Here is a 25,291-nt window from a genome sequence, read left to right on the forward strand (position 1 = left end):
CAAAGTCACCGTTTCGCTCCTACCTCCTGCGGCTACCCCCTGCGGGGTAATTTGCATGCAAACTGACTCGCTTCAGCTAAAGGTGAATAAAATCCGCAACTTATCAAAAATCGTGAAAAATCATCTATATACCACGTTAGAGGTATATAAGGGTGTGATTGATTTGCATCAATAAATTGCCCCTCGGGAGAGATAAGGTAAGCCTAGGAAACCCGAATTTTGAGGCAATAATGAGCAGAGTCAAACTTGCCGTCGTCGGCAATGGCATGGTCGGCCACCGGTTCATCGAAGATCTGTTGGATAAAGCAGACAAAGACCAATTCGACATCACCGTATTTTGCGAAGAGCCGCGCATCGCTTACGATCGCGTGCACCTTTCCTCCTACTTCTCGCACCATACCGCCGAAGAGCTGTCGCTGGTGCGCGAAGGCTTTTACGAAAAACACGGCGTGAAGGTGCTGATCGGCGAGCGCGCTATCACCATCAATCGCGACGAGAAGGTCATCCACTCCAACACCGGCCGCACCGTTTATTACGACAAGCTGATCATGGCCACCGGCTCTTACCCGTGGATCCCGCCGATTAAAGGCTCGGATAGCCAGGACTGCTTCGTTTACCGCACCATCGAAGACCTGAACGCCATCGAAGCCTGCGCGCGCCGCAGCAAGCGCGGCGCGGTAGTCGGCGGCGGGCTGCTGGGGCTGGAAGCCGCCGGCGCGCTGAAAAGCCTGGGGGTGGAAACGCACGTGATCGAGTTCGCTCCGGTGCTGATGGCCGAACAGCTCGACCCGATGGGCGGTGACCAGCTGCGCCGCAAGATCGAGCGCATGGGCGTCAAGGTACACACCGGCAAAAACACCCAGGAGATCGTCAACGGCGGCGGCACGGCGCGCAAAACCCTGCATTTCGCCGACGGTAGCCTGCTGGAAGTGGATTTCATCGTGTTCTCCACCGGCATCCGCGCCCAGGACAAGCTGGCACGTCAATGCGGGCTGGAGATTGGCCGCCGCGGCGGCATCGCCATCAACGACAGCTGCCAGACGTCGGATCCAGACGTGTACGCCATCGGGGAGTGCGCCGCCTGGCGCGATCGCACCTTCGGCCTGGTGGCGCCGGGTTACAAAATGGCGCAGGTGGCCGCCGATCACCTGCTGGGCCGCGAAAACGGCTTCCAGGGCGCCGACATGAGCGCCAAGCTGAAGCTGCTGGGCGTAGACGTCGGCGGCATCGGCGATGCCCACGGCCGCACCGAGGGCGCCCGCAGCTACGTCTATCTGGATGAAAGCAAAGAAGTCTACAAACGCCTCATCGTCAGCGCCGACAACAAAACTCTGCTCGGCGCGGTGCTGGTGGGCGACACCAGCGACTACGGCAACCTGCTGCAGCTGGCGCTGAACGGCATCGAACTGCCGGAGAACCCGGACGGCCTAATCCTGCCGGCCCATGCGGGCAGCAAACCGGCCATCGGCGTGGATTCGCTGCCGGAAAGCGCGCAGATCTGCTCCTGCTTCGACGTCAGCAAAGGCGACATCATTCAGGCGGTCAACAAAGGTTGCCACACCGTGGCGGCGCTGAAGGCCGAAACCAAAGCCGGCACCGGTTGCGGCGGCTGCATCCCGCTGCTCACCCAGGTGCTGAACGCCGAGCTGAGCAAGCAAGGCATCGAGGTCAACCATCACCTGTGCGAACACTTCGCCTATTCGCGCCAGGAGCTGTTCCACCTGATCCGCGTCGAAGGCATCAAGTCGTTCGAGGCGCTGCTGACCAAATACGGCAAAGGCTACGGCTGCGAAGTCTGTAAGCCAACCGTCGGCTCGTTGCTGGCTTCTTGCTGGAACGAGTACATCCTCAAGCCGCAGCATACGCCGCTGCAGGATACCAACGACAACTTCCTCGGCAATATCCAGAAAGACGGCACCTACTCGGTGATCCCGCGCTCCGCCGGCGGCGAAATCACCCCGGACGGCCTGCTGGCCATCGGCCAAATCGCCAAGGAGTACAACCTCTACACCAAAATGACCGGCTCGCAGCGCATCGGCATGTTCGGCGCGCAGAAAGACGACCTGCCGGCCATCTGGAGCAAGCTGCTCGCCGCCGGCTTTGAAACCGGCCACGCATACGCCAAGGCGCTGCGCATGGCGAAAACCTGCGTCGGCAGCACCTGGTGCCGCTACGGCGTCGGCGACAGCGTCGGCTTCGGCGTCACGCTGGAACATCGTTACAAAGGCATCCGCACCCCGCACAAAATGAAGTTCGGCGTCTCGGGCTGCACCCGTGAATGCGCTGAAGCACAGGGCAAGGACGTCGGCATCATCGCCACCGAGAACGGCTGGAACCTGTACGTTTGCGGCAACGGCGGCATGAAACCGCGCCACGCCGACCTGCTGGCCGCCGACCTCGATCGCGAGACGCTGGTGCGCTACCTCGACCGCTTCATGATGTTCTATATCCGCACCGCCGATAAGCTGCAGCGCACCTCGGTGTGGCTGGAAAGCCTGGAAGGCGGCATCGATTACCTGCGCAAGGTGATCGTCGACGACAAGCTCGGCATCAACGCGCAGTTGGAAGCCGAGATCGCCCGCCTGCGCGACGCGGTGGTCTGCGAATGGAAAGAGACCGTCGAGCACCCGGAAACGCAGCTGCGCTTCGCCCACTTCATCAATAGCCCGCTGCGCGATCCGAACGTGCAGGTGGTGGCCGAACGCGACCAGCACCGCCCGGCGCGCCCGGACGAGCGCATTCCCGTCACCCTGATCGATACCGAGGAGAGTCACGCATGAGCCAGTGGATTACCGTTTGTCCCGTCACCGACATTCTGCCCGGCACCGGCGTGTGCGCCCTGATCGGCGATCGGCAGGTGGCGGTGTTCCGCCCCTATGCCGACGAACAGGTGTTCGCCATCAGCAATATCGACCCGTTCGCCCAGGCCAGCGTGCTGTCGCGCGGCCTCATCGCCGAACATCAGGGCGAATTGTGGGTCGCCAGCCCGCTGAAGAAACAGCATTTCCGCCTGTACGACGGCCACTGTCTGGAAGATGACAGTCGTTCCGTCGCCAGCTTCACCAGCCGGGTGGTCGACGGCATCGTGCAAGTCGCGGCATAACCTTTCGGGGGCGCATCCCGCCCCCACGCCGATAACCCCGAGGAATGCCGATGGATTACCTGCCGATTTTCTGCCAACTGCAACACAAAGCCTGCCTGCTGGTCGGCGGCGGCGAAATCGCCGAACGCAAAGCGCGCCTGCTGCTGGACGCCGGCGCGGCGCTGACCGTCAACGCCCTGGACTTCACCCCGCAGTTCCGCCAATGGGCGGAAGAAGGCCTGGTGACGCTGGCCGAGGGCGAATTCAGCCCGAGCCTGTTGGCGGAAAAATGGCTGGTGATCGCCGCCACTGACCGGCTGGAGGTCAACGCGCGGGTGTACCAATGCGCCAACCAGCAGCGGGTATTCTGCAACGTGGTCGACGACCCGAAACGCGCCAGCTTTATCATGCCGTCGATTATCGACCGTTCGCCGATCATGGTGGCGGTGTCCTCCGGCGGCAAAGCGCCGGTGTTGGCGCGGCTGCTGCGCGAGAAGCTGGAAGCGATGCTGCCGCAACACCTCGGCAAGCTGGCCCAGCTGGGCGGCTCGCTGCGGCAGCGGGTAAAACAATGCTTCAGCGGCCTCGGCGCACGCCGTCGCTTCTGGGAACGGTTGTTCGCTCACGATCGGCTGGCGCAATCGCTGGCCAACGGCGACGCCGCGCTGGCCGAACGCCAGCTCGAGCAATTGTTCAGCGAACAGCCGGCAGATCGCGGTGAAGTGGTGCTGGTGGGCGCCGGGCCGGGCGATGCCGGTTTGCTGACGCTGAAAGGGCTGCAACAGATCCAGCAGGCCGACGTGGTGGTTTACGACCGGCTGGTCTCCGAAGAGATCATGGCGCTGGTGCGCCGCGACGCCGAGCGCATCTTCGTCGGCAAACGCGCCGGGCACCACTGCGTGCCGCAGGAACAGATCAACCAAATTCTGCTGCAGCAGGCGCTGCAAGGCAAACGCGTGGTACGGCTGAAGGGCGGCGATCCCTTTATCTTCGGCCGCGGCGGCGAAGAGTTGGAGACGCTGGCGGACGCCAACGTGCCGTTCTCGGTGGTGCCGGGCATTACCGCCGCCTCCGGCTGTTCCGCCTACAGCGGCATCCCGCTCACCCACCGCGACCATGCGCAGAGCGTCCGCCTGGTGACCGGCCACGCCAAGGCCGACGGTGGATTGGACTGGGCGACGCTGGCCGCCGGGCAACAGACGCTGGTGTTCTATATGGGGCTGTCGCAAGCGGCGGAAATCCAGCGCCGTCTGATCGCGAACGGACTGCCGGCCGCCACGCCGGTGGCGCTGGTGGAAAACGGCACCTCTTGCCGCCAGCGGGTGATCGAAGGCGAGCTCCACCAACTGGGCGCCTTGTCCCTGCTGGCCGCCAGCCCCAGCCTGATCATCGTCGGCAGCGTGGTCAGCCTGCGCAGCAAGCTCAATTGGTTCGCCGGCGAGGAATCGCCCGCCAGCCTGGCGCAAATGGCGTAATACCGACGTAAAAAAAGCGGCCTTAGGCCGCTTTTTTATTTGCGCCGGCGTTACGCCTGCGGCGGTACGAAACCGACGGCCTGATAGACCTTCGCCAGGGTTTCCTGCGCGCGTGCACGAGCCTTGGCGGCGCCGTCGCGCATGACCTGCTGCAGATAGGCTTCGTCGTTGCGGAAGCGGTGGTAGCGCTCCTGCAGCTCAGCCAGCATGCCGGAGACGGCTTCCGCCACCGCGCCTTTCAGGTGGCCGTACATCTGGCCTTCAAACTCGGCTTCCAACTGCGCAATGCTCTTGCCGGTCACGCCGGCGAGGATATCCAGCAGGTTGGAGACGCCCGCCTTGTTGACCACGTCGTAACGCACGACAGGCGGCTCTTCCGAGTCGGTCATTGCGCGTTTGATCTTCTTGGTCACCGCTTTCGGATCTTCCAGCAGGCCGATCACGTTGTTGCGGTTGTCGTCCGACTTGGACATCTTCTTGGTCGGCTCCTGCAGCGACATCACGCGCGCGCCGGATTTAGGAATAAACGGCTCCGGCACTTTGAACACGTCGCCGTACAGCGCGTTGAAACGCTGGCCCACGTCGCGGCTCAGCTCCAGGTGCTGTTTCTGATCTTCGCCCACCGGCACCTGATTGGTTTGATACAGCAGGATATCCGCCGCCATCAGCACCGGATAGCTGAACAGCCCGGCGTTGATGTTCTCCGCGTAGCGCGCGGATTTGTCCTTGAACTGCGTCATGCGGCTCAGTTCGCCGAAATAGGTGTAGCAGTTCAGCACCCAGCTCAGCTGCGTGTGCTCAGGCACGTGCGACTGCACGAAGATGGTGCTTTTTTCCGGATCGATGCCGCAGGCCAGGTACAGCGCCAGCGTATCCAGCGTGGCCTTGCGCAGCTTCTCGGCGTCCTGGCGCACGGTGATGGCATGCAGATCGACGATGCAGTAGATGCAGTCGTAGTCGTCCTGCATCTGCACCCACTGACGCAGCGCCCCCATGTAGTTGCCGATGGTCAGTTCGCCGGACGGCTGCGCGCCGCTAAATACGATGGGCTTACTCATGTTTAAATTTCCTGATTCTCTAAAGATGACAGCCCAAGAGCGGGCAACAAATCGGCGAAGCGCTCCAACACCCGATCGGGGTGGCTCAGGGCGATCGATTCGCCGTAGTTATAACCGTAGGTAAAGCCGACGCTCGGGCAACCGGCGCCCTGCGCGGCTTGAATATCGTTGCGTGAGTCGCCGACGAACAGCAGTTCATGCGCGCGCAGGCCAAGCTTGCCGAGCACCAGGTACAACGGCGCCGGGTGCGGTTTCTTTTCCGTCACGTCGTCGCCGCCGATCACCAGCGAGAAATAGTCGCCAATGCCCAACGATGCCAACAGCGGCGCCACGAACGGCGTCGGCTTGTTGGTCACCAGCGCCATCGGGTAACCGTGCGCGGCCAGGCGGGCCAGCGTCTCTTGCACCTGTGGGAACAGACGGCTGCCGCTGTCGACGGTCTGCGCGTAGAAATGGTCGAAGCGTTCACGCAGCCGGCTGCACTGCTCCGGCGTGCCTTCCGCCTCCGCCCAACGCAGCGCGCGCTGCACCAGCACGTCGGCGCCGTTGCCGATCCAGGTGCCGACCCGCTCCTCACCCGCTTGCGGCAGGCCCGTCTCTTCCAGCGCCATATCGATGGCGGCCGCCAGACCCGGCACGCTGTCGACCAGCGTGCCGTCCAGATCGAAGGCCAATGCGCGGATCGCGCCGAAATCAGCCATGGGTAACCTTCGCCAGCTCGCTGCGCATTTCGTCAATCACCTTGCGGTAGTCCGGCTGGCCAAAGATGGCGGAACCGGCGACGAACATATCGGCGCCTGCAGCGGCGATTTCGGCGATGTTATCCACTTTCACCCCGCCGTCGACTTCCAGGCGGATATCGCGACCGCTGTCGTCGATCAGTTTGCGTACCTGGCGCAGCTTGTCCAGAGTGCCGTGGATAAACGACTGGCCGCCGAAGCCCGGGTTGACCGACATCAGCAGGATCACGTCAATTTTATCCATCACGTAATCGAGGTAGCTTAGCGGCGTCGCCGGGTTGAACACCAGGCCGGCCTTACGACCGTGCTCTTTGATCAGCTGAATGGTGCGATCGACATGTTCGGAAGCTTCGGGGTGGAAAGAGATATAAGACGCGCCGGCCTTGGCGAAATCTGGCACGATACGATCTACCGGCTTGACCATCAGATGCACGTCAATCGGCGCGGTAATGCCGTAGTTACGCAGCGCTTCGCACACCATCGGACCGATGGTCAGATTGGGCACGTAGTGGTTGTCCATGACGTCGAAGTGCACCACGTCGCCGCCTGCGGCCAGCACGTTAGCGGTATCTTCACCTAACCGGGCAAAATCTGCCGACAGAATGGACGGGGCAATCAAAAACTTTTTCATCCGCTTCTCCAAACGTAGGGTCGAGTTGTTATGCGCCGGGGTGCCCCCGGCTTAGCGATACAGCGCCAAAAGCTCGTTCACTTTGCTGCGGCCGAGAATATTGCGGCTGATCGTGCGGCGCGCTTTCACCACATACAGCGCAGCATGCTGGTACCAGTCGCGCGTCAGCTCGGTATCGTGATTGGAGATCAATACCGGTACCTGGCTCTCTACCGAGAGCTGGTGCGCCAGATGCGCCAAACTCTGCTGATCGGCGATGCTGAAGCTGTTGGTGTGGTAAGCGGTGAAATTCGCCGTCGCCGACAGCGGCGCGTAAGGCGGATCGCAATACACCACGGCACCGGCCACGGCCTTCGCCATGGTATCGCGGTAATGCTCGCAGACAAAAGTGGCATTGCGCGATTTTTCGGCAAACCAGTAGAGCTCTTCTTCCGGGAAGTACGGTTTCTTGTAGCGGCCGAACGGCACGTTAAACTCGCCGCGCAGGTTATAGCGGCACAGGCCGTTATAGCAGTGACGGTTCAGGTACAGGAACAGCAGCGCCCGGCGGTAAGGCTCGGTGCTAGTATTGAACTCTTCTCGCAGCAGGTAAAACTGATCCGAGTTATTGAATTCATCGGCGAAAAGCGTGCGGGCATCGCGCACGAAGTCATCCGTGCGCAGCTTAACGATGTTATACAGGTTGATAAGATCGCTATTGATGTCGGCGAGAATGTAGGCGTCGTAATCCGTATTCAGAAAGACGGATCCCGCACCCACGAAGGGCTCGATTAAGCAGTCTCCCGCCGGCAGATGGCGACGAATCTCATCTACCAGCGGGTATTTTCCACCAGCCCATTTTAAAAAAGCGCGGTTTTTCTTCATGCCGTCAATTAGCTACTTATACAATTCAGAGCGGCGGATTGTACTCTGTTTCAGACAGCACATCAGCGCACAAATTTAAATGATTTATTTTTTAAGATCTTGCTGCACTTGGTGTACAGGTCGGACCCATGGTTTTTTCGCCTGCACATCCGCCGGCAACGAAGCAATGGCGCGCTTCGCTTCTGCGGAAGAAGCATAGTTGCCGCTCACCAGTACGTACCACGGCTTGCCGTCACGCTTGGTGGCGTACACCAGGTAATTCTGCAGCTTCTGCTGTTTGGCGTAGGCGTTCAGCGTATCGGAACGCGAAGCGCTGCTCAGCTGCAAGGTATAGTGGCTGCCCGGCGCAGACTGCACAGAGCTGCCGCTGCTGGCGACCGCTCCCGCTTTCGCGGTGGAAGACGGCTTGGCCGGCGGCGTATACACCGTGGTCGGTGATTTATGCTGCGTTGCGGTCGGTTTGGCGGCGGCAGTTTTCGCCGGCGTTTTATGCTGCTGTTGCGCGGTTCCCTGCACAGGACGCGTCGCTTCGCGCGCTGCGGCACCGCTCATCACCGTCGCCGGTGCGGTCGGCAACGTCGACGCTGCGCCGGTCATGCCCTGGGTCGCCGCATCCACCTGCCCCTGCTGCTGCGACAACGCATCCGCCATGTTGCCCGGCAAATCGACGCGCTGCTGCGCACCGCCCTGCTGAGGCTGCGTTTGCGCTTCGGTCGGCGTGCCGGAGATCGGCGGAACGCTGACGTTCTGCGGTTGCTGCGGCTGAGTCGCGCTCACGCCGTTGTTATCGTGGGTATCCGTGGTACCGCCCGGCACGCCGTTGTTGGCGGTAGTCAGCGACGAAGAACCGGACAGGTTGATATCGCGGGCTCCGCCGTTTTGCGCGCCGTTCTCCTGAGCCGCTTCATGTTTGGTCGGCGCCTTCAGGGCGGAACCGATGCCGATAATCAGCAGCAGCAGCACCAAAATGCCGATGCCAATCATCAAATGTTGGCGTGAAACGGCGAAGCGCGGCGCGGCGGCCGGCTTGCGCGAGCGCGTAGGGCGACGATCGCTGCTATCAGGTCTGAGATCGTCTTCCGGTTTAAACTCGTCCATCTGAAACCCTCCAACTAGAGGCAAAAGCCCACCACCGTAGACCTACCGTGGCACGGGCAGATTAACCCGATGATGGCAAAGCGACACCCGTCGTGCTCTGCTCACTGTATTAATATAGATGCAAATGGCGGCTAAGCCACTGTTACTTAGTCCGATTTAATCACGCGTCTGCTCAGGCAGGCAGGCGGCGATCGACGCCAACACCAGCTCATGCCCTACGCCGCCGCGCACTTCCGCCGCACCGATCGCGGTCGGCAGCACCAGGCGCAGTTCACCCGCCAGCACTTTCTTGTCGCGCAGCATGTGCGGCAGATAGGATGCCGGCGTCATTTCCTGCGGCCCGCAGACCGGCAAGCCGGCGCGCAGCAGCAGCGTTTTGATGCGTTCGATATCTTCAACGGAGAACTGGCCGAGACGGTGCGCGGTTTCCGCCGCCATCACCATGCCCGCCGCCACCGCTTCGCCGTGCAGCCATACGCCGTAGCCCATTTCGGCTTCGATGGCGTGGCCGTAAGTATGGCCCAGATTCAGCAAGGCGCGCAGGCCGCTTTCGCGTTCGTCGGCGGCCACCACCTCGGCCTTGAGCTCACAGCAGCGGCGGATACAGTAGGCCAACGCCTGCATATCCAGCGCCATCAGCGCATCGATGTTGTTTTCCAACCAGACGAAGAACTCGCGATCGAGGATGATCCCGTATTTGATGACTTCTGCCAGGCCGGAAGAGAGTTCACGCGTCGGCAAGGTTTTCAGGCAATCCAGATCAACCACCACCGAAGCGGGTTGATAGAAAGCGCCGATCATGTTTTTGCCGAGCGGGTGGTTGACGGCGGTCTTGCCGCCCACGGAAGAGTCCACCTGCGACAACAGCGTGGTGGGAACCTGAATAAAGCGCACGCCGCGTTGGTAGCACGCGGCGGCAAAGCCGGTCAGATCGCCGACAACGCCGCCGCCGAGGGCGATCAGCGTGGTATCACGCCCGTGCGGTTTTTCCAGCAGCGCCGAAAACACCTGCTCCAACACCGCCAGAGATTTGTACTGCTCACCATCGGGAAGGATCACCTGATCCACCACGACGCCGCCCTGCTCCAACACCTGCCGGACACGCTCAAGATAAAGCGGCGCCAGGGTCTGGTTGGTGACCAACATCGCTTGCTCACCCGCCTTCAACGGCATAAAAGAAGCCGGATCGTTAAACAATCCGGCGGCGATGGTAATCGGGTAGCTGCGCTCCCCAAGCGTTACAGTAATTCTCTCCATGTCGCGCTCAGTTCTCTGTATGGTGCGGCGGTGGTTGATCCCCGCTGCGGCGGGGAACACAAATCAGTTTTCCGCATTGGCCGACGGCGAACGCGGAAAGCGGCAATCAGTTGCTTTCCAGCATGTTGATGATCTGGTTGGCAACCACTTTAGCGCTCTGATCGTCGGTGCGGATGGTGACATCGGCAATCTCTTCATACAACGGATTGCGCTCTTTCGCCAAGGCTTCCAGCACTTCACGCGGCGGAGAATCGACCTGCAGCAGCGGGCGTTTTTTATCACGCTGGGTACGAGCAAGCTGCTTCTCGATCGTGGTTTCCAGATAGACCACCACACCGCGCGCGGACAGACGGTTGCGCGTTTCGCGCGACTTCACCGAACCGCCGCCGGTCGCCAACACAATCCCTTGTTTTTCCGTCAGTTCATTAATGACTTTTTCTTCACGATCGCGGAAACCTTCTTCCCCTTCCACGTCGAATACCCAGCCCACGTCAGCTCCGGTACGTCGCTCAATTTCTTGATCGGAGTCGAAGAACTCCATATTGAGTTGCTGAGCTAACTGACGGCCAATAGTGCTTTTGCCGGCACCCATAGGCCCAACCAGAAAGATATTGCGTTTCTCTGCCATGTTTTTCGGTATTACTAAGACAATTCGTTAATGTTAACCCGCCCCGCCAATCAAATCAGCGGCGGGACCTAAACTGAAACCTCATGAGCGATAGTGCGAGATCAGACGAAAAATTATCTCAACACTCTTGGTAGTTTGGCAACCGAATAAATCGCAATCCACGCCGCGGGAGGGAAACCATATGTTTTTAACGGCGTCTTGACGCTAACAAAAAACCTCGGTGCTCAATTCGGTAACCCTTGTAAGCTAAATCGGCCGCAGCGTCAAACGCAGATCCCCCCAAGGAGATAAAAAAGTGTATCTGCTCATCAACTTTAGGAGATTTGCCGCCCGGGCGACAGGCCGCCGCTTATCCCTTAATCAGAGTCGGCGTAATGAAGATCACCAGCTCGCGTTTTTTCTGTTGTGCGCCGCTTTGTCGGAACAAGCCTCCCAATAACGGCACATCCCCCAACCCCGGCACCTTGTCCGCCGTCTTGCCGCTATGCCGTTGAAAAATACCACCGAGCACCAGGGTTTCACCGTTTTTCACCGTGATCTGCGTCTTAATCTCCTGTTTATCGATGGTCAGTGCCTCACCCGCCCCGCGGCTAATAGCGCGCCCCGGCATATTTTGGCTGATGTGCAGCGTCAGCGTGATGCGCCCGTCCGGCAACACTTTCGGTGTCACCTCCATGCCCAGCACCGCCTCTTTGAACTCGATGGCAGTCGCACCGCTGGCGCCGCTTGACACTTCGTAAGGGATCTCGGTTCCCTGCTTGATACTGGCGGTTTGCAGGTGCGCCGTCAGCAGGCGTGGACTGGCGATGATCTCCACCTGATTCTCCTGCTCCAGCGCCGTCAGCTCCAGGCTCAGCAAACGCCCGCTGATACGCGCCAGATGGAAACCGGCGTTCACCGCGCTGCGCTCCAGCGGCAGGTTGACACCGACATTGCCCGGCCGCAACGGCCGCGCCGGCCTGTCGTCGGGCGCCAACCCCCAACGCACGCCAAGCTCACGCAGGCTTTCGCGGTTGATGGTCACGATATGCGCCGCCAGTTGCACCTGCGCCAGCGGCGCGTCCATTTCCGTTACCCGCTTTTTCAACTGCGTCAGGATTGGCGCGGTGTCGCGCAGCAGCAGCGTATTGGTGCGTTTATCCGCCAACACGCTGCCACGCTCGCTCAGCAACGCGCCACGTTGGGCGTTGAGGCTTTCGGCAATTTCCGCCGCATCGCCGTTCTGTAACGTCAAGGTCAGGCTGTGCAGCGGTTGCCGCTGCGCCAACGCCTCTCGCTGCTGCCTTTTTTCCTGTGCGTCCGGCTCCGGCGAGATCAGTATCACGTTGCCTTCCCGCGTCATCGCCAGTTTGCCCATGCGCAGGGTCAACGCCAGCGCCTGCGGCCAGGGCACATTCTCCAGCCGCAGCGTCAGGTTGCCGCTCACGCCGGGCGCGGCGATCAGGTTCATCTGCCGATAATCCGCCAACGCCTGCAGGATGACCGTGACCGGCGCATCCTGAAATTCCAGGGAAACCCGCTGTTTATCCTGCGCCTGCGCGGTGCCGAGCGCCAGGCACCACAGCGCCAAGCCCAATCCAGCACATCCTTTCATGGTTTGCCATCCTTGTTGTCCATCATCAGCGAGACGTCGCCCTGGCTCGCCGGGCAATCTGGTTCGGCCGTCAGCGCCGTTAACGTCAGGCTACGCGCCTGCACCTGCGTCACCTGCCAGCGCTCGGCCAGCACCCGTTGCTGCGGCCGCAGGCGCAACCATTGTCCCGCCGGCGTCACCACCCAGCCATAGCGCAGCGTCGGTTGCCCGATGACGCCTTTCAGTCGCCAGCCCGCCGGCGACGCCTCCGTTTGGGCACAAGCAGGCATCGGCAGCGGCGCAAACGGGTCGCGCGGCTCAGCGCACAATGCCCATGGCCATAGCAACCACCACCAACGGCCGGGTCTTTTACTCATTGGGCTGATCCTCAGTGGCATCCTGCAAAACCAACCGCGCAGTCATGCCAAGGGACGGCGTCTCCACGCTCAGCTGCTCAAGGCGTAAATCGGTGGGCAGCGTCTCCAGCAGCGCCAGCAAACCGGCGTAGTCAATGCGCAAGCTCAGCGTTTGCCGCGGAGGTTTTTCCTGCCGCTGCCAGCGCAACAAGGCGCCTCCCGCCCGTTGCAGCACGCTCGCCAGATCGCCGGTGGTGGACGGAGGTAGCGGCGCCGCCGGGATAGCGTTTTCCGGCACCTCATCCAGTTGGCGTTGCACCATGGCGATCTGTTGCAACAGACGCTGTTGCCGCTCCGCCGCGCTTTCCCGCTGACGCCATTCGTCTTGCAGCATCCAGCCGCCGCCCAACAGCGCCAACGTGCCGATACCCAACCCTTGCGACAGCAGTAATAGCCAGCCCGGCAAGCTCAGCCAGAGACGCAGCCCGGATGACAAACGGTTATCCATCACGCCCCCACTGCGCCGCCAGATGAAAGGTGTACAGGCCGTCGTCGCGTTGCGCCACCTCAGCCAAACGCAACCGCGGCAACGCAGGCATCCCCGCCAGCCGCCGTTCGAACTGCGTGATGGCCGCAGGAGAGCGGCTCAATCCACGCAGCCGCAGGCCGTTCACCGCATCACTCTCCATCGCCGTGAGCCACAGCGGTGGAGGAATGCTGGAGGACAATTGCTGCAGCAGCTGAAAATAACGTCGGTTATGTTGGGCGTTGCTCGCCTGCCGTTCGGCGCGGGCGCGGTGCAGCGCCCGCTGCGCCCGCTCTTGCTGTTGCTGACGGGCGAGCAACGTCAGTGCCGCCAGCTCTTCACCCAGCATCGCCAGCCGCGCCTGCCGCTGCGCCTGTTGGTGACGCAACTGGCCGGCGACCAGGAACAGCGCCAGCAGCAGTGCCGTTAGCTGCAACAGCAGCACGCCCAACCAGAAATAGCCGCGTCGCCGCTCGCGGCGTTGTCGCCAGGGCAGAAAGTTGACCTGATACATCAGCGATCCTCCTCGCGCAGCGCCAGGCCACCGGCCAACGCGAACGCCGAAGGATGCGCAGGCAACGGCGGACGCAGCTGCGTGAAGGCGCTGAGCGGCGACCAGGCAAGGCAACCGGCGGGCAAGGCACCTGCCAGCACGCTGCCGGCATAGATCGGCCGATCGTCGCCCGCTGGCATCTGGGCTTGCAGCGCCCGCAGCGCCTGCGCGTCATCGTCGCCCGGCGCCAGACCAAAGGCGAACGCGCCGTCGGCCGGCGCCACCCACAGCCATTCTCGTTCGAGACGGTGCATCAGCCCCGCAGCGGGCGGCACGCCTGCCGCCGTCGCCATCATCCGCAGCGCGCAGGGGGTGATATCGACCGCTTGCGGATGCAGGCCAGCCTGACGCAGACAATGCAGCCACTGCTGCAGCTCCTGCCGCCGCGCAGCGGTCAGCAACAGCGCCGCCTCATCCGCCGGCGCGGTGCGATAGTCGAGCGCCAGCGTCTGGCCGTCGAGCGGAAACTGCTTCACACCGTGGGCGCCGATATAGTCGCTGCGTTCCGGCTCGCGCAGCCGCGCGTCCGGCTGCGCCATGCGTTGCTGCAACACGCGCTGCGCCGGCAGGGCAATGCGTAAGGAAATATGTCGCGGCAGTTGGACGCGCCATTGCCGCAGCGCCCGGATAAGAAATTCGGAAGGTTCCAGACAGCCATCGCGTAAAACCGCCTGCGGCAGCGCCTGCTGCCACCAGTGGCGCAACTGCCAGCCGTTGCGGCGCCGTTGGGCCGCCACCGCCCGCACGCAGTCGATTTGTATATCCAGCCCCACCTGCCATGCTTGAGGGAACATGTTTCGCAAGCCTCCATAACATCAGATGATAAAAGAACATATCCATGTCGCAGGCTTGCCTTTATACTACCGCGCGGTTGTTTATAAACTGCCCAAATGACTTAGAAATGGGAAATCTCAGGTGAAGTTCGTAAAGTATTTACTAATCCTTGCAGTATGTTGCATCGTGCTGGGAGCAGCCTCGATTTTCGGCTTGTACAAATATGTCGAGCCGCAGCTGCCCGACGTTGCAACGCTGAAAGATGTGCGGCTGCAGATACCGATGCAGGTCTACAGCGCCGATGGCGAACTGATCGCCCAATACGGCGAGAAACGCCGCATTCCGCTGAAACTGGATCAAATTCCGCCGGTGATGGTGCACGCATTCATCGCCACCGAAGACAGCCGCTTCTATGATCACCATGGCGTCGATCCGGTCGGCATCTTCCGCGCCGCCTCCATCGCGTTGGTCTCCGGCCACGCTTCGCAGGGGGCCAGTACCATTACCCAACAGCTGGCGCGTAACTTCTTCTTAAGCCCGGAACGCACCCTGATGCGTAAAATCAAGGAAGCCTTCCTGGCGGTGCGCATCGAGCAGATGCTCACCAAGGATGAAATCCTTGAGCTGTATCTGAACAAGATCTATCTGGGTTACCGCGCCTACGGCGTGGGCGCCGCCGCGCAGGTCTATTTCGGCAAAGACGTCAGCCAGCTGACCCTGAGCGAAATGGCGACCATCGCCGGCCTGCCGAAAGCGCCATCCACCTTCAACCCGCTCTATTCGCACGATCGCGCCGTTGCCCGTCGCAACGTGGTGCTGTCGCGCATGCTGGACGAACACTACATCACGCAGGCGCAGTACGATCAGGCGCGCTCCGAAGACCTGGTCGCCAATTACCATGCGCCGGAAATCAGCTTCTCCGCGCCGTATCTCTCCGAGATGGTGCGTCAGGAGATGATCAAGCGTTACGGTGAAAACGCCTATACCGATGGTTACAAGGTTTACACCACCGTCACCAAACGGCTGCAGCTGGCGGCGCAGGAGTCGGTACGCAACAACGTGCTGGCCTATGACATGCGCCACGGTTACCGCGGCCCATCCAACGTGTTGTGGAAAGTCGGCGAAGCGGCCTGGGATCGCAAACAGATTGTCGATTCGCTGAAAAACCTGCCGAACTACGGCCCGCTGGCGCCGGCGGTGATCACCGCCGCCAACCCGCAGGAAGCGACGGCGATGCTGGCCGATGGCAGCAGTATTGCCCTGCCGATGGCGACCATGCGCTGGGCACGCCCATACCGTTCGGACACTCAGCAAGGCCCAACGCCGAAACGCGTCACCGACGTAGTGCAGGCCGGCCAGCAAGTGTGGGTGCGTAAAGTGAACGAAGCCTGGTGGCTGTCGCAGGTGCCGGACGTCAACTCGGCGCTGGTCTCTATCAACCCGAACGACGGCGCGGTGAAAGCGCTGGTTGGCGGCTTCGACTTTAATCAGAGCAAGTTCAACCGCGTCACGCAGGCCCTGCGTCAGGTGGGCTCGAACATCAAACCGTTCCTGTACACCGCCGCGATGGATAAAGGCCTGACGCTGGCCACCATTCTGAATGACTTGCCAATTACCCGTTGGGATGCCGGCGCCGGCACCGACTGGCGGCCGAAGAACTCGCCGCCGACCTACGACGGCCCGATTCGCCTGCGTCAGGGGCTGGGGCAATCGAAGAACGTGGTGATGGTGCGTGCGATGCGCGCGATGGGCGTCGACTACGCGGCGGAATATCTGCAGCGCTTTGGCTTCCCGGCGCAGAATATCGTGCATACCGAATCGCTGGCGCTGGGGTCCGCCTCCTTCACCCCGATGCAGCTGGTGCGCGGCTACGCGGTGCTGGCGAACGGCGGTTACCTGGTCGATCCGTACTTCATCACCAAAATTGAAGACGATAACGGCAATACGGTGTTCGAGGCCAAACCGAAAGTGGTGTGCGGCAGCTGTAACCTGCCGGTGATCTACGGCGATACCCACCGTTCGGCGGTGCTGTCCGACGACAACATCGAAAACGTCGCCACCTCGCAGGAAGGCAACAACAGCACGGTGCCGATGCCTCAGCTGGAGCAAGTCACCCCGGCTCAGGTACAGCAGGACGGCGACCAACAGTATGCGCCGCACGTCATCAGCACACAGCTGGCCTTCCTGATCCACGACGCGCTGAACAGCAACATCTTCGGCGAACCGGGTTGGATGGGTACCGCCTGGCGCGCCGGCCGCGATCTGAAACGTCATGATATCGGCGGCAAAACCGGTACCACCAACAGTTCCAAGGACGCCTGGTTCTCCGGCTACGGCCCGGATACCGTGACCTCGGTGTGGATCGGTTTCGACGATCACCGCCGCGACCTGGGCCGTTCAACGGTATCCGGCGCTATCCCGGATCAGATTTCCGGCGGTGAAGGCGGTGCCAAGAGCGCCCAGCCGGCGTGGGACGACTTTATGAAAACCGCGCTGGAAGGCATCCCAGAGCAGAAAGTCACGCCGCCGCCGGGCATCATCAGCGTCACCATCGACAAGAGCAGCGGCAAGCTCTCAGGCGGTGGCGGCGGCAGCCGTTCCGAATACTTCATCGAAGGAACGCAGCCGACGGACTACCCATCGCGCGATACCGGCACCACGTTGACCGATCCGGGCGGCGAAAGCCACGAGCTGTTCTGATCGAAAAGGGCCAGAGAAATCTGGCCCTTTTTTTATTCGGCGTGAAGCGTATCAGCGCGACGCGCGCAAAAATGCCTCGGAAAGGAACAGCGCGCTGACGTTGCGCGCCTCACGGAAATCCGGTTCCGCCAGCAGCGCCATCATGTTGGCGATCGGCCAGCGCACCTGCGGCAAGGGCTCCGGCTCATCCCCTTCCAGGCTCTGCGGATAGAGATCGTGCGCCAGCACGATATTCATTTTGCTGGAAAAGTAGGACGGCGCCATCGTCAGCTTACTGAGAAAATCAAAGCGTTTCGCGCCGTACCCCACCTCTTCCATCAGCTCGCGGTTGGCCGCCTCCAGCACCCCTTCACCGGGATCGATCAGCCCTTTCGGGAACCCCAGCTCATAGGATTCGGTGCCGACCGCATATTCGCGGATCAGCAGCAGGTCATCGCCAATCACCGGCACGATCATCACCGCTTCGCGATCCGAAGGCCGCATGCGCTCATACACCCGCCGAACACCGTTGCTGAATTCCAAATCGACCGACTCGACGTTAAACAAACGCGAACGCGCGACCGTTTCCACTTTCAGAATTTTAGGTTTTTGCAGGTGTTTATCCATGATTGCCTCAAAGAGGTTACCCAGGCGCGGACGGGGCAACCGAAAAAATGATTGGCGTAACGCACGGCTCGTTGGCGCTCAAACGCTGACCAAATTCGATCCTGATCACATTGTGCGTTAAGGGCAAGCTCCGCCGCAACGCGCATGAACAGTAATTTACTTTCTTTTAACAAGCGTAGCCAGCGGCCGGCGATTTTCCGTACTGATTCAGCAAACAGCGCGCAAGAAAATAGGATAATACCGATATCGACGACAGAGGCCGGTTGCTAGTATCACGCAGGCAAGAATCAGTGATAAAATGGCCTTGCGTCATGAAGGAATGAGATCCAGAGCGAGAATCTGTTTGTTCCCTCATTAGTTCTGGGTGCCTCCTGGCGGTTTACTCCGTATAATATTCAGCTTTTCATCAGGTTGGCGAAATTCACGGGTGTGAGATGGGGATTGCATGAGCACAATAGTGTTGATATTGGCCTTAGTGCTTGTCTGCCTGATTGCCGCCGGCCTGTACCTGTGGTTCAAGGCCCGCAACCCGTCGGCGCTGGCGCACGCATTGCCGTTTATCAAGCCTGCCCACCGCAAGCTGACCGACGAAGAGCGCGCCGCGGTCGAGTTCTATCTCAGTCAGCAAAACAAACTGAGCAACAAACTGTTGCCCGGCGGCGGCGCTACGCTGCCCGCGGCCAAGCTGGCGCTCACCCCGCAAAGCGATAACGTATATCCGGTCACGCACGCCATCACCCGCTACGGGCTGGCCAGCGACGATCCCAATAAATGGCGCTATTACCTCGACGCGGAAGAGGTGCATCTGCCGCCGTTTTGGGAACCCTATATCACCGCCGACAACCATGTGGAAGTGATCAGAACCCAGACGCTGCCGCTGGTGATTTCGCTCAACGGGCACTCGCTGAAAGATCACATTCACGATCGGCCGCAGCCGCCGGTGGTGGCCGCCACGCCGACCAAAAACGCGTCCATCCGCAAGGAAGAGAGCGAGCATGTCGAGCTGGTCAATATTCGCAAGGAAACGCCGGAAGAGCATGCGCTGAACCGGCCGAACGGCATCCGCGAAGCCGTCATCATCTCCGCCGCACTGCTGCTGCTGTTCTTCAGCCTGATAAGCCCGGTGCTGGTTATCCCCTGGATGATTTTTGTGGCGGTGCTGATGATCGCCTGGGGATGCTGGAACCTGTTCCGCCGTCCGGCGTCGCGTGAGCTGAAAGAGATCCACTGCCTGCGCGGCACGCCGAAGCGCTGGGGCCTGTTCGGCGAGTCCGATCAGGGGCAGATCAGCAACATTTCGCTCGGCATCATCGATCTTATCTACCCACCGCATTGGCAGCCGTACCTGACTCAGGATCTGGGCAAGACCACCGATGTGGACGTCTACCTCAATCGGCAGGTAGTGCGCCAGGGGCGCTTCCTCTCGCTTCATGACGAAGTGAAGAATTTCCCGCTGCAGCAGTGGGGCCGCAACGCGGTGCTGGTCGCCAGCTCGGCGCTGGTACTGCTGTTGCTGTTGATCTATATCCCGCTCAACCTGCCGCTGACCCTCAGCATGGCCTGGCTGCAGGGTGCGCAAAAAGTGGAAGTGACCAGCGTGCAGGCCCTGGAAGCCACGCCGCTGCGCATCGGCGACACGCTGAAAGTGCGCGGCAGCGGCATGTGCTATGTGCCGCCGCCGGCCAACGGTGGCGGTACCGTCAATTTTGCGCCGTTCGACTGCTCCGGCATCTATTGGAACAACGCCGCCCCGCTGCCGCAGCCGGAATCGGAAGTCATAGACAAAGCGACGGCCCTGCTGGCCACGGTCAACAGCCAGCTGCATCCGAGCGGCGCCGATCAGAAGGTCAACCCGCAGCTGGCCAGCGCCATCGAGAAATCCGGCATGATCCTGTTGGATGACTTCTCTGATATCGTTTTGAAAACGCAGGATCTATGTCAGGCAGAAAACGACTGCGTGCGGTTAAAAAACGCCTTGGTCAACCTGGGCAACGCCAAAAACTGGAGCGGCCTGATGAAACGCGCCAGGTCCGGCGCGCTGCAAGGCGTCAACGTCCTGCTGCGCCCGGTGAGCGCCGAGTCGCTGGAAAGCCTGACCAAAGTGGCCACGTCATCGTTCATCTTCAATGAAACGCGCCTGGCCGCCGCGGCGCTCAACAGCCCGCCACCGGGCGGTTTCCTGATCCGCAGCGACGAAGGCCGCCAACTGGTCAGCCACCCGCAATCCTCGGTGCCGCAAAGCGAATACAACGCCCTCGACCAGTGGAATGAGCTGCAGCGCCTTTCCACTCTGCTGTTGCATACCCCGTTCCAGGCTCAGGGGGTGATCACCAGCCTCAGCGTCGATGCCAACGGCACCCGCCACGTGGCGCTGCACAGCGAACCGGACATGATTACCCTGTGGCGCTACCTCGGCACCAGCCTGCTGTTGCTGGCGGTGGTCGTCAGCCTGGGCTATAACGCCTGGCGGCTGGTGCAGCGTCGGCGCATCAATCAACACCGCGTCGCCGATATCCAGCGTTACTACGACAGCTGCTTCAACCCGCAGCTCAATCCGATGTCGATGCGGCCGATGCCCTGAACCTGACGCCGGGGCCTGCGCCCTGTCATCTGCTTATGCTACGCTAACGCTATTATTCTCATCTGCGGACCGCCCGTCGGTTCGCCCGTGGAGTTTTTATGGTTCCCGAGTTTGATTGGCCGCAGATCGATACCGTGCTGCTGGATATGGACGGCACCTTGCTGGATCTGGAATTCGACAGCCACTTTTGGCTCAGCCTGGTGCCGCAAGCGCTGAGCGAAAGGCGCGCCATTCCGTTTGACGAAGCCCGCAATATTATTGAGCGGGAATATCAGGCGGTGCAGCACACCATGAATTGGTATTGCTTCGATTACTGGAGCGAGCGGTTGGATCTGGATATCTACCGCATGACCAGCGAAGTGGGCAGCCGCGCCCGGCTGCGCGAGGACACCGAGCCATTTTTGCGGGCGCTGCGCGGCGCCGGCCTGCAAACCATTTTGCTGACCAACGCCCATCCGCACAGCCTGGCGGTGAAAATCGAGCATACCGGTCTGGATCGGCACCTTGATTTATTGTTTTCCACCCACACATTTGGTTATCCGAAAGAAGATCAGCGTCTGTGGCAGGCGGTGCAACAGCACACCGGGTTCAACCCGCAGCGCACGCTGTTCGTCGACGACGGCGAGCCGATCCTCGACGCGGCGCGCACTTTCGGCATTCGTTACTGCCTGGGCGTGCAAAACCCGGACTCCAGCACGGCGGAGAAAAGCTTCCAGCGCCATCCGTCGATGCGCGACTATCGCCTGCTGATACCGGCGCTGGCCAAGGGGGAAGCATGAAGGAAAAAGCGACGCGCGACGACGCGGTCCGGCTGGATAAGTGGCTGTGGGCCGCACGCTTCTACAAGACCCGCGCGCTGGCGCGCGAAATGATCGACGGCGGCAAGGTGCATTACAACGGCCAGCGTGGCAAGCCGAGCAAGATTGTCGAACTTAACGCCGAGCTCAAGCTGCGGCAGGGCAACGAAGAACGTACGGTGATCGTGCTGGCGCTGACCAGCCAACGCCGCGGCGCCAGCGAGGCGCAGCAAATGTATCAGGAAACCGAAGCCAGCATCGCCAACCGCGAAAAAATGGCGCTGGCGCGCAAGATGAACGCGTTGACCATGCCGCATCCGGACCGTCGTCCGGACAAAAAGGAGCGGCGCGACCTGATGAAATTTAAATTTGGTGAGCCGGAATAACCCCTCACCGCAATGAGAGAAGATTATGTCCAACCATGACCAATTGCACCGTTACCTGTTTGAAAACTACGCGGTGCGCGGCGAGCTGGTTACCGTCAGCGAAACCTATCAGCAGATCCTGAATAACCACGACTACCCGGCGCCGGTGCAAAAACTGCTGGGCGAGCTGCTGGTCGCCACCAGTCTGCTGACCGCGACCCTGAAGTTCGACGGCGACATCACCGTTCAGCTGCAAGGCGACGGCCCGCTGAAGCTGGCGGTGATCAACGGCAACAACCGCCAGGAGATGCGCGGCGTTGCGCGCACCCAGGCGCCTATCGCCGACGACAGCACCTTGCATCAGATGATCGGCAACGGCGTCATGGTCATCACCATTTCCCCGACGGAAGGCGAGCGCTATCAGGGCGTCGTCGGCCTGGAAGGTGAAACCCTGGCCAAATGCCTGGAAGCCTACTTCCGCCAGTCCGAACAGCTGCCAACCCGCCTGTTCATCCGCACCGGCGAAGCGGAAGGCAACGCCGCGGCGGCTGGTATGCTGCTGCAGGTGCTGCCGGCGCAGGACGGCAACCTCGATGATTTCGATCATCTGGTGCAACTGACCAACACGGTCAAAAGCGAAGAGCTGTTCGGCCTGCCGGCCAACGAAGTGCTGTACCGCCTGTACCATCAGGAAGAGGTCACCTTGTACGAACCGCAGGACGTGCAGTTCCGCTGCACCTGTTCTCGCCAGCGTTGCGCCGACGCGCTGCTGACCCTGCCGACCGACGAAGTGGCGGACATGCTGGAGCAGGACGGCAATATCGACATGCACTGCGATTACTGTGGCAGCCACTATGTCTTTGACCCGGTTGATGTTGCCGCGCTGTATGCGGGTAACACCGGCGAAAGCGACCAGTTGCACTAAGTTACACCCTTTCGGCGGGCGCGCCCGGCGCCCGCCAACGCCCGCCGTTTGCACGTTTGCTTTTTTCCGTGTGCTATCTCTCAGATCGTAACGAAATACCGCCTAAAACGTTAAATATTTGATACCCATCGCGGTTACGCACCGTTAGATCCCTACAATTGCCGCCAGAAATTCTGTGACCAAGGAGTAGTAACATGCGCGTTAAAGGTATAACCCCTCAGGATCTGGCCGCTTACGGCATTCACGACGTTAGCGAAATCGTTCACAACCCGAGCTATGAACTGCTGTTTAAGGAAGAAACAGACCCATCTCTGGAAGGTTTTGAGCGTGGGGTAGTCACCAAGCTGGGTGCCGTCTCCGTCGATACCGGCATCTTCACCGGCCGTTCGCCGAAAGACAAATACATCGTCCGCGACGACATCACCTGCGATACCGTGTGGTGGGCCGATCAGGGCAAAGGCAAGAACGACAACAAACCCCTCAGCCCGGAAGTGTGGGCCGATCTGAAACACCTGGTCACCGAGCAACTGTCCGGCAAGCGCCTGTTCGTGGTGGATACCTTCTGCGGCGCTAACGCCGACTCGCGCCTGAAAGTGCGCTTCATTACCGAGGTGGCCTGGCAGGCGCACTTCGTGAAAAACATGTTTATCCGCCCGAGCGACGAAGAGCTGGCTGACTTCGAACCGGACTTCGTGGTGATGAACGGCGCCAAATGCACTAACCCGAACTGGCAGCAGCAAGGCCTGAACTCGGAGAACTTCGTCGCCTTCAACCTGACCGAGCGCATGCAGCTGATCGGCGGCACCTGGTACGGCGGCGAAATGAAGAAAGGCATGTTCTCGATGATGAACTACCTGCTGCCGCTGAAAGGCATCGCCTCGATGCACTGCTCGGCCAACGTGGGCGAGAAAGGCGACGTGGCGGTGTTCTTCGGCCTGTCCGGCACCGGCAAGACCACCCTCTCCACCGATCCTAAGCGTCAGCTGATCGGCGATGACGAGCACGGCTGGGACGACGACGGCGTGTTCAACTTCGAAGGCGGCTGCTACGCCAAGACCATCAAGCTGTCTGAAGAAGCCGAGCCGGACATCTACCACGCCATCAAACGCGATGCGCTGCTGGAAAACGTCACCGTGCTGGCCGACGGCAGCATCGACTTCAATGACGGTTCGAAAACCGAAAACACCCGCGTTTCTTACCCGATCTATCATATCCAAAACATCGTCAAGCCGGTGTCCAAGGCGGGTCACGCCACCAAGGTGATCTTCCTGACCGCCGACGCTTTCGGCGTGCTGCCGCCGGTATCGCGTCTGACCGCCAACCAGACTCAGTACCACTTCCTGTCCGGCTTCACCGCCAAACTGGCCGGCACCGAGCGCGGCGTAACCGAACCGACGCCAACCTTCTCCGCCTGCTTCGGTGCCGCGTTCCTGTCGCTGCACCCGACGCAGTACGCCGAAGTGCTGGTGAAACGCATGCAGGCCGCCGGCGCCCAGGCTTACCTGGTCAACACCGGCTGGAACGGCACCGGCAAACGCATCTCGATCAAAGATACGCGCGGCATCATCGACGCCATCCTGAGCGGTGAGATCGACAAGGCGGAAACCGTCACTCTGCCGATCTTCGATCTGGCGATGCCGACCGCGCTGCCGGGCGTGAATCCGGAGATCCTCGATCCGCGCAATACCTACGCCAGCCTCGAGCAGTGGCAGGAAAAAGCGCAGGATCTGGCCGAGCGCTTCATCACCAACTTCGACAAATACACCGACACGCCTGCGGGCGCCGCGCTGGTCAGCGCCGGCCCGAAGCTGTAATTCGGTAGCATTACCTCTTCAGCTAAGGCGCGGATCCCGCGCCTTTTTTTATTTCAATTGATTGCTTTTTAATCGGCAAGACGAGAAAATAAGTCAATGCAATCATTGATAGCAAAGGAGGTTTAAATGGCGACTATCACCGTCAGAAATCTGGACGACGAAATCAAAGAGCTGCTGCGTATCTCAGCGGCGAAAAACGGCCACTCCATGGAAGAGGAAGCGCGCATGATCCTGAAACAGGCGCTGGTGAAAAAGCCGCCGCGCTATGGATTGGGTACCTGGATGCATCAGCACTTCGCCGAATTCGGCGGCGTTGAGCTGGAGATCCCACCGCGTGACGCCGTGCCGCCACGCATCGTCACCTTTGATGATGAAGATGACAACGCATGATCATTATCGACACCAACGTCATTTCAGAAACGCTGCGTCCCAGCCCGTACTACAACGTCATTAACTGGTTAAATGAAAAGGACAATGACGAGCTCTATCTCAGCGCCATTGTCCTCGCCGAACTGTTCAGCGGCGTGGCCTGCATGCCTGACGGCAAGCGCCAGCGGGATCTCAAGCTGAAATTGGCAGACGCCATTGAATTGAAGTTCGAGGGGCAGATATTGCCGTTTGATGGGCTGTGCGCGATGCAATACGCGGAATTGACGGCAAGGAATCGGCTGCTGGGTAAAGCGATGAGCATGCCGGATACCCAAATCGCCGCCACCTGCCTGCATTATGGCGCCACCCTGGCCACCCGCAATACCAAAGACTTCCTCCACTGCGGCATCGAGTTAATCGATCCGTGGCAGGCGCCGACCGGCCGTCGGTTGCATGAAGATGCGGCGGAATACTACGTGATGAGCAGAAAGTCCTGACGGGGCCGCAGCGGCGCGGCCC

General features: G+C 60.7%; 24 protein-coding genes. 11 read left to right on the top strand and 13 right to left on the bottom strand.

Features of this window, described 5'->3' with window-relative positions:
- Positions 1 to 230 precede the first annotated feature (230 nt).
- The 3 genes from nirB to cysG are packed head-to-tail and all read left to right on the top strand — an operon-like array spanning position 231 to position 4,557.
- Positions 231 to 2,780, top strand: coding sequence for a nitrite reductase large subunit NirB (gene nirB / locus ACJ8QF_RS21910; RefSeq protein WP_015379292.1), 2,550 nt, complete (start codon positions 231 to 233; stop codon positions 2,778 to 2,780).
- Positions 2,777 to 3,103 carry a nitrite reductase small subunit NirD gene (gene nirD / locus ACJ8QF_RS21915; protein WP_049186471.1) on the top strand — a complete coding sequence of 109 codons (327 nt, stop codon included), beginning with the start codon at positions 2,777 to 2,779 and terminating at the stop codon, positions 3,101 to 3,103. The genes nirB and nirD overlap by 4 nt, the downstream gene beginning before the upstream one ends.
- A gap of 50 nt (positions 3,104 to 3,153) precedes the next feature.
- On the top strand, positions 3,154 to 4,557 hold the full coding sequence (gene cysG / locus ACJ8QF_RS21920; RefSeq protein ID WP_442537856.1) for a siroheme synthase CysG: 1,404 nt from the start codon (positions 3,154 to 3,156) through the stop codon (positions 4,555 to 4,557).
- Positions 4,558 to 4,607: 50 nt separating this feature from the next.
- Here the strand turns inward: cysG and trpS are convergent, their stop codons facing one another.
- The 12 genes from trpS to pilM form a co-directional block, all read right to left on the bottom strand.
- A complete protein-coding gene (gene trpS / locus ACJ8QF_RS21925) occupies positions 4,608 to 5,615 on the bottom strand; it encodes a tryptophan--tRNA ligase (protein WP_004930324.1) in 1,008 nt (335 codons plus the stop codon).
- Between the two features lie 2 nt (positions 5,616 to 5,617).
- Complete coding sequence (locus ACJ8QF_RS21930; protein ID WP_275095237.1) at positions 5,618 to 6,316, bottom strand: phosphoglycolate phosphatase; 699 nt, start codon at positions 6,314 to 6,316, stop codon at positions 5,618 to 5,620.
- Positions 6,309 to 6,986, bottom strand: coding sequence for a ribulose-phosphate 3-epimerase (rpe, locus tag ACJ8QF_RS21935; RefSeq protein WP_442537857.1), 678 nt, complete (start codon positions 6,984 to 6,986; stop codon positions 6,309 to 6,311). The genes ACJ8QF_RS21930 and rpe overlap by 8 nt, the downstream gene beginning before the upstream one ends.
- Before the next feature lie 51 nt (positions 6,987 to 7,037).
- Positions 7,038 to 7,850, bottom strand: a complete 813-nt coding sequence (gene dam, locus ACJ8QF_RS21940; RefSeq protein ID WP_004930319.1) for an adenine-specific DNA-methyltransferase — start codon at positions 7,848 to 7,850, stop codon at positions 7,038 to 7,040.
- Positions 7,851 to 7,934: 84 nt separating this feature from the next.
- Positions 7,935 to 8,948: an SPOR domain-containing protein gene (locus ACJ8QF_RS21945; RefSeq protein ID WP_049186475.1), complete on the bottom strand. Its 1,014-nt coding sequence runs from the start codon at positions 8,946 to 8,948 to the stop codon at positions 7,935 to 7,937.
- Positions 8,949 to 9,104: 156 nt separating this feature from the next.
- Positions 9,105 to 10,205, bottom strand: a complete 1,101-nt coding sequence (gene aroB, locus ACJ8QF_RS21950) for a 3-dehydroquinate synthase (RefSeq protein WP_442537858.1) — start codon at positions 10,203 to 10,205, stop codon at positions 9,105 to 9,107.
- A 106-nt stretch (positions 10,206 to 10,311) separates the two neighbouring features.
- Entirely contained in the window at positions 10,312 to 10,833 is a 522-nt protein-coding gene (gene aroK / locus ACJ8QF_RS21955; RefSeq protein WP_004391482.1) for a shikimate kinase AroK, read from the bottom strand.
- 349 nt (positions 10,834 to 11,182) lie between these two features.
- Complete coding sequence (hofQ, locus tag ACJ8QF_RS21960; RefSeq protein WP_197753888.1) at positions 11,183 to 12,427, bottom strand: DNA uptake porin HofQ; 1,245 nt, start codon at positions 12,425 to 12,427, stop codon at positions 11,183 to 11,185.
- Positions 12,424 to 12,783: a HofP DNA utilization family protein gene (locus ACJ8QF_RS21965; RefSeq protein ID WP_033645613.1), complete on the bottom strand. Its 360-nt coding sequence runs from the start codon at positions 12,781 to 12,783 to the stop codon at positions 12,424 to 12,426. Before ACJ8QF_RS21965 ends, hofQ begins: the two co-directional genes overlap by 4 nt.
- Complete coding sequence (locus tag ACJ8QF_RS21970) at positions 12,776 to 13,270, bottom strand: hypothetical protein (protein ID WP_275095241.1); 495 nt, start codon at positions 13,268 to 13,270, stop codon at positions 12,776 to 12,778. Before ACJ8QF_RS21970 ends, ACJ8QF_RS21965 begins: the two co-directional genes overlap by 8 nt.
- Positions 13,263 to 13,802: a PilN domain-containing protein gene (locus ACJ8QF_RS21975; protein ID WP_004930306.1), complete on the bottom strand. Its 540-nt coding sequence runs from the start codon at positions 13,800 to 13,802 to the stop codon at positions 13,263 to 13,265. Before ACJ8QF_RS21975 ends, ACJ8QF_RS21970 begins: the two co-directional genes overlap by 8 nt.
- On the bottom strand, positions 13,802 to 14,635 hold the full coding sequence (gene pilM, locus ACJ8QF_RS21980) for a type IV pilus biogenesis protein PilM (RefSeq protein ID WP_442537859.1): 834 nt from the start codon (positions 14,633 to 14,635) through the stop codon (positions 13,802 to 13,804). The genes ACJ8QF_RS21975 and pilM overlap by 1 nt, the downstream gene beginning before the upstream one ends.
- A gap of 121 nt (positions 14,636 to 14,756) precedes the next feature.
- Here pilM and mrcA point away from each other — a divergent pair, with 121 nt between their 5' ends.
- The gene (gene mrcA / locus ACJ8QF_RS21985; protein WP_031300057.1) at positions 14,757 to 17,315 is read left to right on the top strand and encodes a peptidoglycan glycosyltransferase/peptidoglycan DD-transpeptidase MrcA; all 2,559 of its coding nucleotides are present in this window, start codon (positions 14,757 to 14,759) and stop codon (positions 17,313 to 17,315) included.
- A 51-nt stretch (positions 17,316 to 17,366) separates the two neighbouring features.
- On the opposite strand, the gene nudE is transcribed toward mrcA, so the two are convergent.
- Positions 17,367 to 17,921 (bottom strand): ADP compounds hydrolase NudE, encoded by a 555-nt coding sequence (gene nudE, locus ACJ8QF_RS21990; RefSeq protein ID WP_015379304.1) that lies wholly within the window; start codon positions 17,919 to 17,921, stop codon positions 17,367 to 17,369.
- A 445-nt stretch (positions 17,922 to 18,366) separates the two neighbouring features.
- Between nudE and ACJ8QF_RS21995 the strand changes: the two genes are divergently transcribed.
- The 7 genes from ACJ8QF_RS21995 to ACJ8QF_RS22025 all read left to right on the top strand — a co-directional run bounded on the left by ACJ8QF_RS21995 (position 18,367) and on the right by ACJ8QF_RS22025 (position 25,269).
- Positions 18,367 to 20,502 carry an intracellular growth attenuator family protein gene (locus tag ACJ8QF_RS21995; protein ID WP_015379305.1) on the top strand — a complete coding sequence of 712 codons (2,136 nt, stop codon included), beginning with the start codon at positions 18,367 to 18,369 and terminating at the stop codon, positions 20,500 to 20,502.
- A gap of 98 nt (positions 20,503 to 20,600) precedes the next feature.
- A complete protein-coding gene (yrfG, locus tag ACJ8QF_RS22000; RefSeq protein ID WP_004930298.1) occupies positions 20,601 to 21,281 on the top strand; it encodes a GMP/IMP nucleotidase in 681 nt (226 codons plus the stop codon).
- Positions 21,278 to 21,685 carry a ribosome-associated heat shock protein Hsp15 gene (gene hslR, locus ACJ8QF_RS22005; RefSeq protein ID WP_004930296.1) on the top strand — a complete coding sequence of 136 codons (408 nt, stop codon included), beginning with the start codon at positions 21,278 to 21,280 and terminating at the stop codon, positions 21,683 to 21,685. The genes yrfG and hslR overlap by 4 nt, the downstream gene beginning before the upstream one ends.
- Before the next feature lie 25 nt (positions 21,686 to 21,710).
- Positions 21,711 to 22,589 carry an Hsp33 family molecular chaperone HslO gene (gene hslO, locus ACJ8QF_RS22010; RefSeq protein ID WP_265261312.1) on the top strand — a complete coding sequence of 293 codons (879 nt, stop codon included), beginning with the start codon at positions 21,711 to 21,713 and terminating at the stop codon, positions 22,587 to 22,589.
- 194 nt (positions 22,590 to 22,783) lie between these two features.
- Entirely contained in the window at positions 22,784 to 24,403 is a 1,620-nt protein-coding gene (gene pckA / locus ACJ8QF_RS22015) for a phosphoenolpyruvate carboxykinase (ATP) (protein WP_131165351.1), read from the top strand.
- Positions 24,404 to 24,529: 126 nt separating this feature from the next.
- The gene (locus tag ACJ8QF_RS22020; RefSeq protein ID WP_004930730.1) at positions 24,530 to 24,793 is read left to right on the top strand and encodes a FitA-like ribbon-helix-helix domain-containing protein; all 264 of its coding nucleotides are present in this window, start codon (positions 24,530 to 24,532) and stop codon (positions 24,791 to 24,793) included.
- Positions 24,790 to 25,269, top strand: a complete 480-nt coding sequence (locus tag ACJ8QF_RS22025) for a type II toxin-antitoxin system VapC family toxin (RefSeq protein WP_228206077.1) — start codon at positions 24,790 to 24,792, stop codon at positions 25,267 to 25,269. Before ACJ8QF_RS22020 ends, ACJ8QF_RS22025 begins: the two co-directional genes overlap by 4 nt.
- Positions 25,270 to 25,291 lie beyond the last annotated feature (22 nt).

Source organism: Serratia sp. CY81684 (assembly GCF_052166595.1).
Taxonomy (GTDB): domain Bacteria; phylum Pseudomonadota; class Gammaproteobacteria; order Enterobacterales; family Enterobacteriaceae; genus Serratia; species Serratia nematodiphila.

What these genes read in the sequence shown, in the direction of transcription:
- nirB (WP_015379292.1), top strand. Translation starts at nt 231, where the DNA reads ATGAGCAGAGTCAAACTTGCCGTCGTCGGCAATGGCATGGTCGGCCAC.
- nirD (WP_049186471.1), top strand. Translation starts at nt 2,777, where the DNA reads ATGAGCCAGTGGATTACCGTTTGTCCCGTCACCGACATTCTGCCCGGC.
- cysG (WP_442537856.1), top strand. Translation starts at nt 3,154, where the DNA reads ATGGATTACCTGCCGATTTTCTGCCAACTGCAACACAAAGCCTGCCTG.
- trpS (WP_004930324.1), bottom strand. Translation starts at nt 5,615, where the DNA reads ATGAGTAAGCCCATCGTATTTAGCGGCGCGCAGCCGTCCGGCGAACTG.
- ACJ8QF_RS21930 (WP_275095237.1), bottom strand. Translation starts at nt 6,316, where the DNA reads ATGGCTGATTTCGGCGCGATCCGCGCATTGGCCTTCGATCTGGACGGC.
- rpe (WP_442537857.1), bottom strand. Translation starts at nt 6,986, where the DNA reads ATGAAAAAGTTTTTGATTGCCCCGTCCATTCTGTCGGCAGATTTTGCC.
- dam (WP_004930319.1), bottom strand. Translation starts at nt 7,850, where the DNA reads ATGAAGAAAAACCGCGCTTTTTTAAAATGGGCTGGTGGAAAATACCCG.
- ACJ8QF_RS21945 (WP_049186475.1), bottom strand. Translation starts at nt 8,948, where the DNA reads ATGGACGAGTTTAAACCGGAAGACGATCTCAGACCTGATAGCAGCGAT.
- aroB (WP_442537858.1), bottom strand. Translation starts at nt 10,205, where the DNA reads ATGGAGAGAATTACTGTAACGCTTGGGGAGCGCAGCTACCCGATTACC.
- aroK (WP_004391482.1), bottom strand. Translation starts at nt 10,833, where the DNA reads ATGGCAGAGAAACGCAATATCTTTCTGGTTGGGCCTATGGGTGCCGGC.
- hofQ (WP_197753888.1), bottom strand. Translation starts at nt 12,427, where the DNA reads ATGAAAGGATGTGCTGGATTGGGCTTGGCGCTGTGGTGCCTGGCGCTC.
- ACJ8QF_RS21965 (WP_033645613.1), bottom strand. Translation starts at nt 12,783, where the DNA reads ATGAGTAAAAGACCCGGCCGTTGGTGGTGGTTGCTATGGCCATGGGCA.
- ACJ8QF_RS21970 (WP_275095241.1), bottom strand. Translation starts at nt 13,270, where the DNA reads ATGGATAACCGTTTGTCATCCGGGCTGCGTCTCTGGCTGAGCTTGCCG.
- ACJ8QF_RS21975 (WP_004930306.1), bottom strand. Translation starts at nt 13,802, where the DNA reads ATGTATCAGGTCAACTTTCTGCCCTGGCGACAACGCCGCGAGCGGCGA.
- pilM (WP_442537859.1), bottom strand. Translation starts at nt 14,635, where the DNA reads ATGTTCCCTCAAGCATGGCAGGTGGGGCTGGATATACAAATCGACTGC.
- nudE (WP_015379304.1), bottom strand. Translation starts at nt 17,921, where the DNA reads ATGGATAAACACCTGCAAAAACCTAAAATTCTGAAAGTGGAAACGGTC.
- ACJ8QF_RS21995 (WP_015379305.1), top strand. Translation starts at nt 18,367, where the DNA reads ATGAGCACAATAGTGTTGATATTGGCCTTAGTGCTTGTCTGCCTGATT.
- yrfG (WP_004930298.1), top strand. Translation starts at nt 20,601, where the DNA reads ATGGTTCCCGAGTTTGATTGGCCGCAGATCGATACCGTGCTGCTGGAT.
- hslR (WP_004930296.1), top strand. Translation starts at nt 21,278, where the DNA reads ATGAAGGAAAAAGCGACGCGCGACGACGCGGTCCGGCTGGATAAGTGG.
- hslO (WP_265261312.1), top strand. Translation starts at nt 21,711, where the DNA reads ATGTCCAACCATGACCAATTGCACCGTTACCTGTTTGAAAACTACGCG.
- pckA (WP_131165351.1), top strand. Translation starts at nt 22,784, where the DNA reads ATGCGCGTTAAAGGTATAACCCCTCAGGATCTGGCCGCTTACGGCATT.
- ACJ8QF_RS22020 (WP_004930730.1), top strand. Translation starts at nt 24,530, where the DNA reads ATGGCGACTATCACCGTCAGAAATCTGGACGACGAAATCAAAGAGCTG.
- ACJ8QF_RS22025 (WP_228206077.1), top strand. Translation starts at nt 24,790, where the DNA reads ATGATCATTATCGACACCAACGTCATTTCAGAAACGCTGCGTCCCAGC.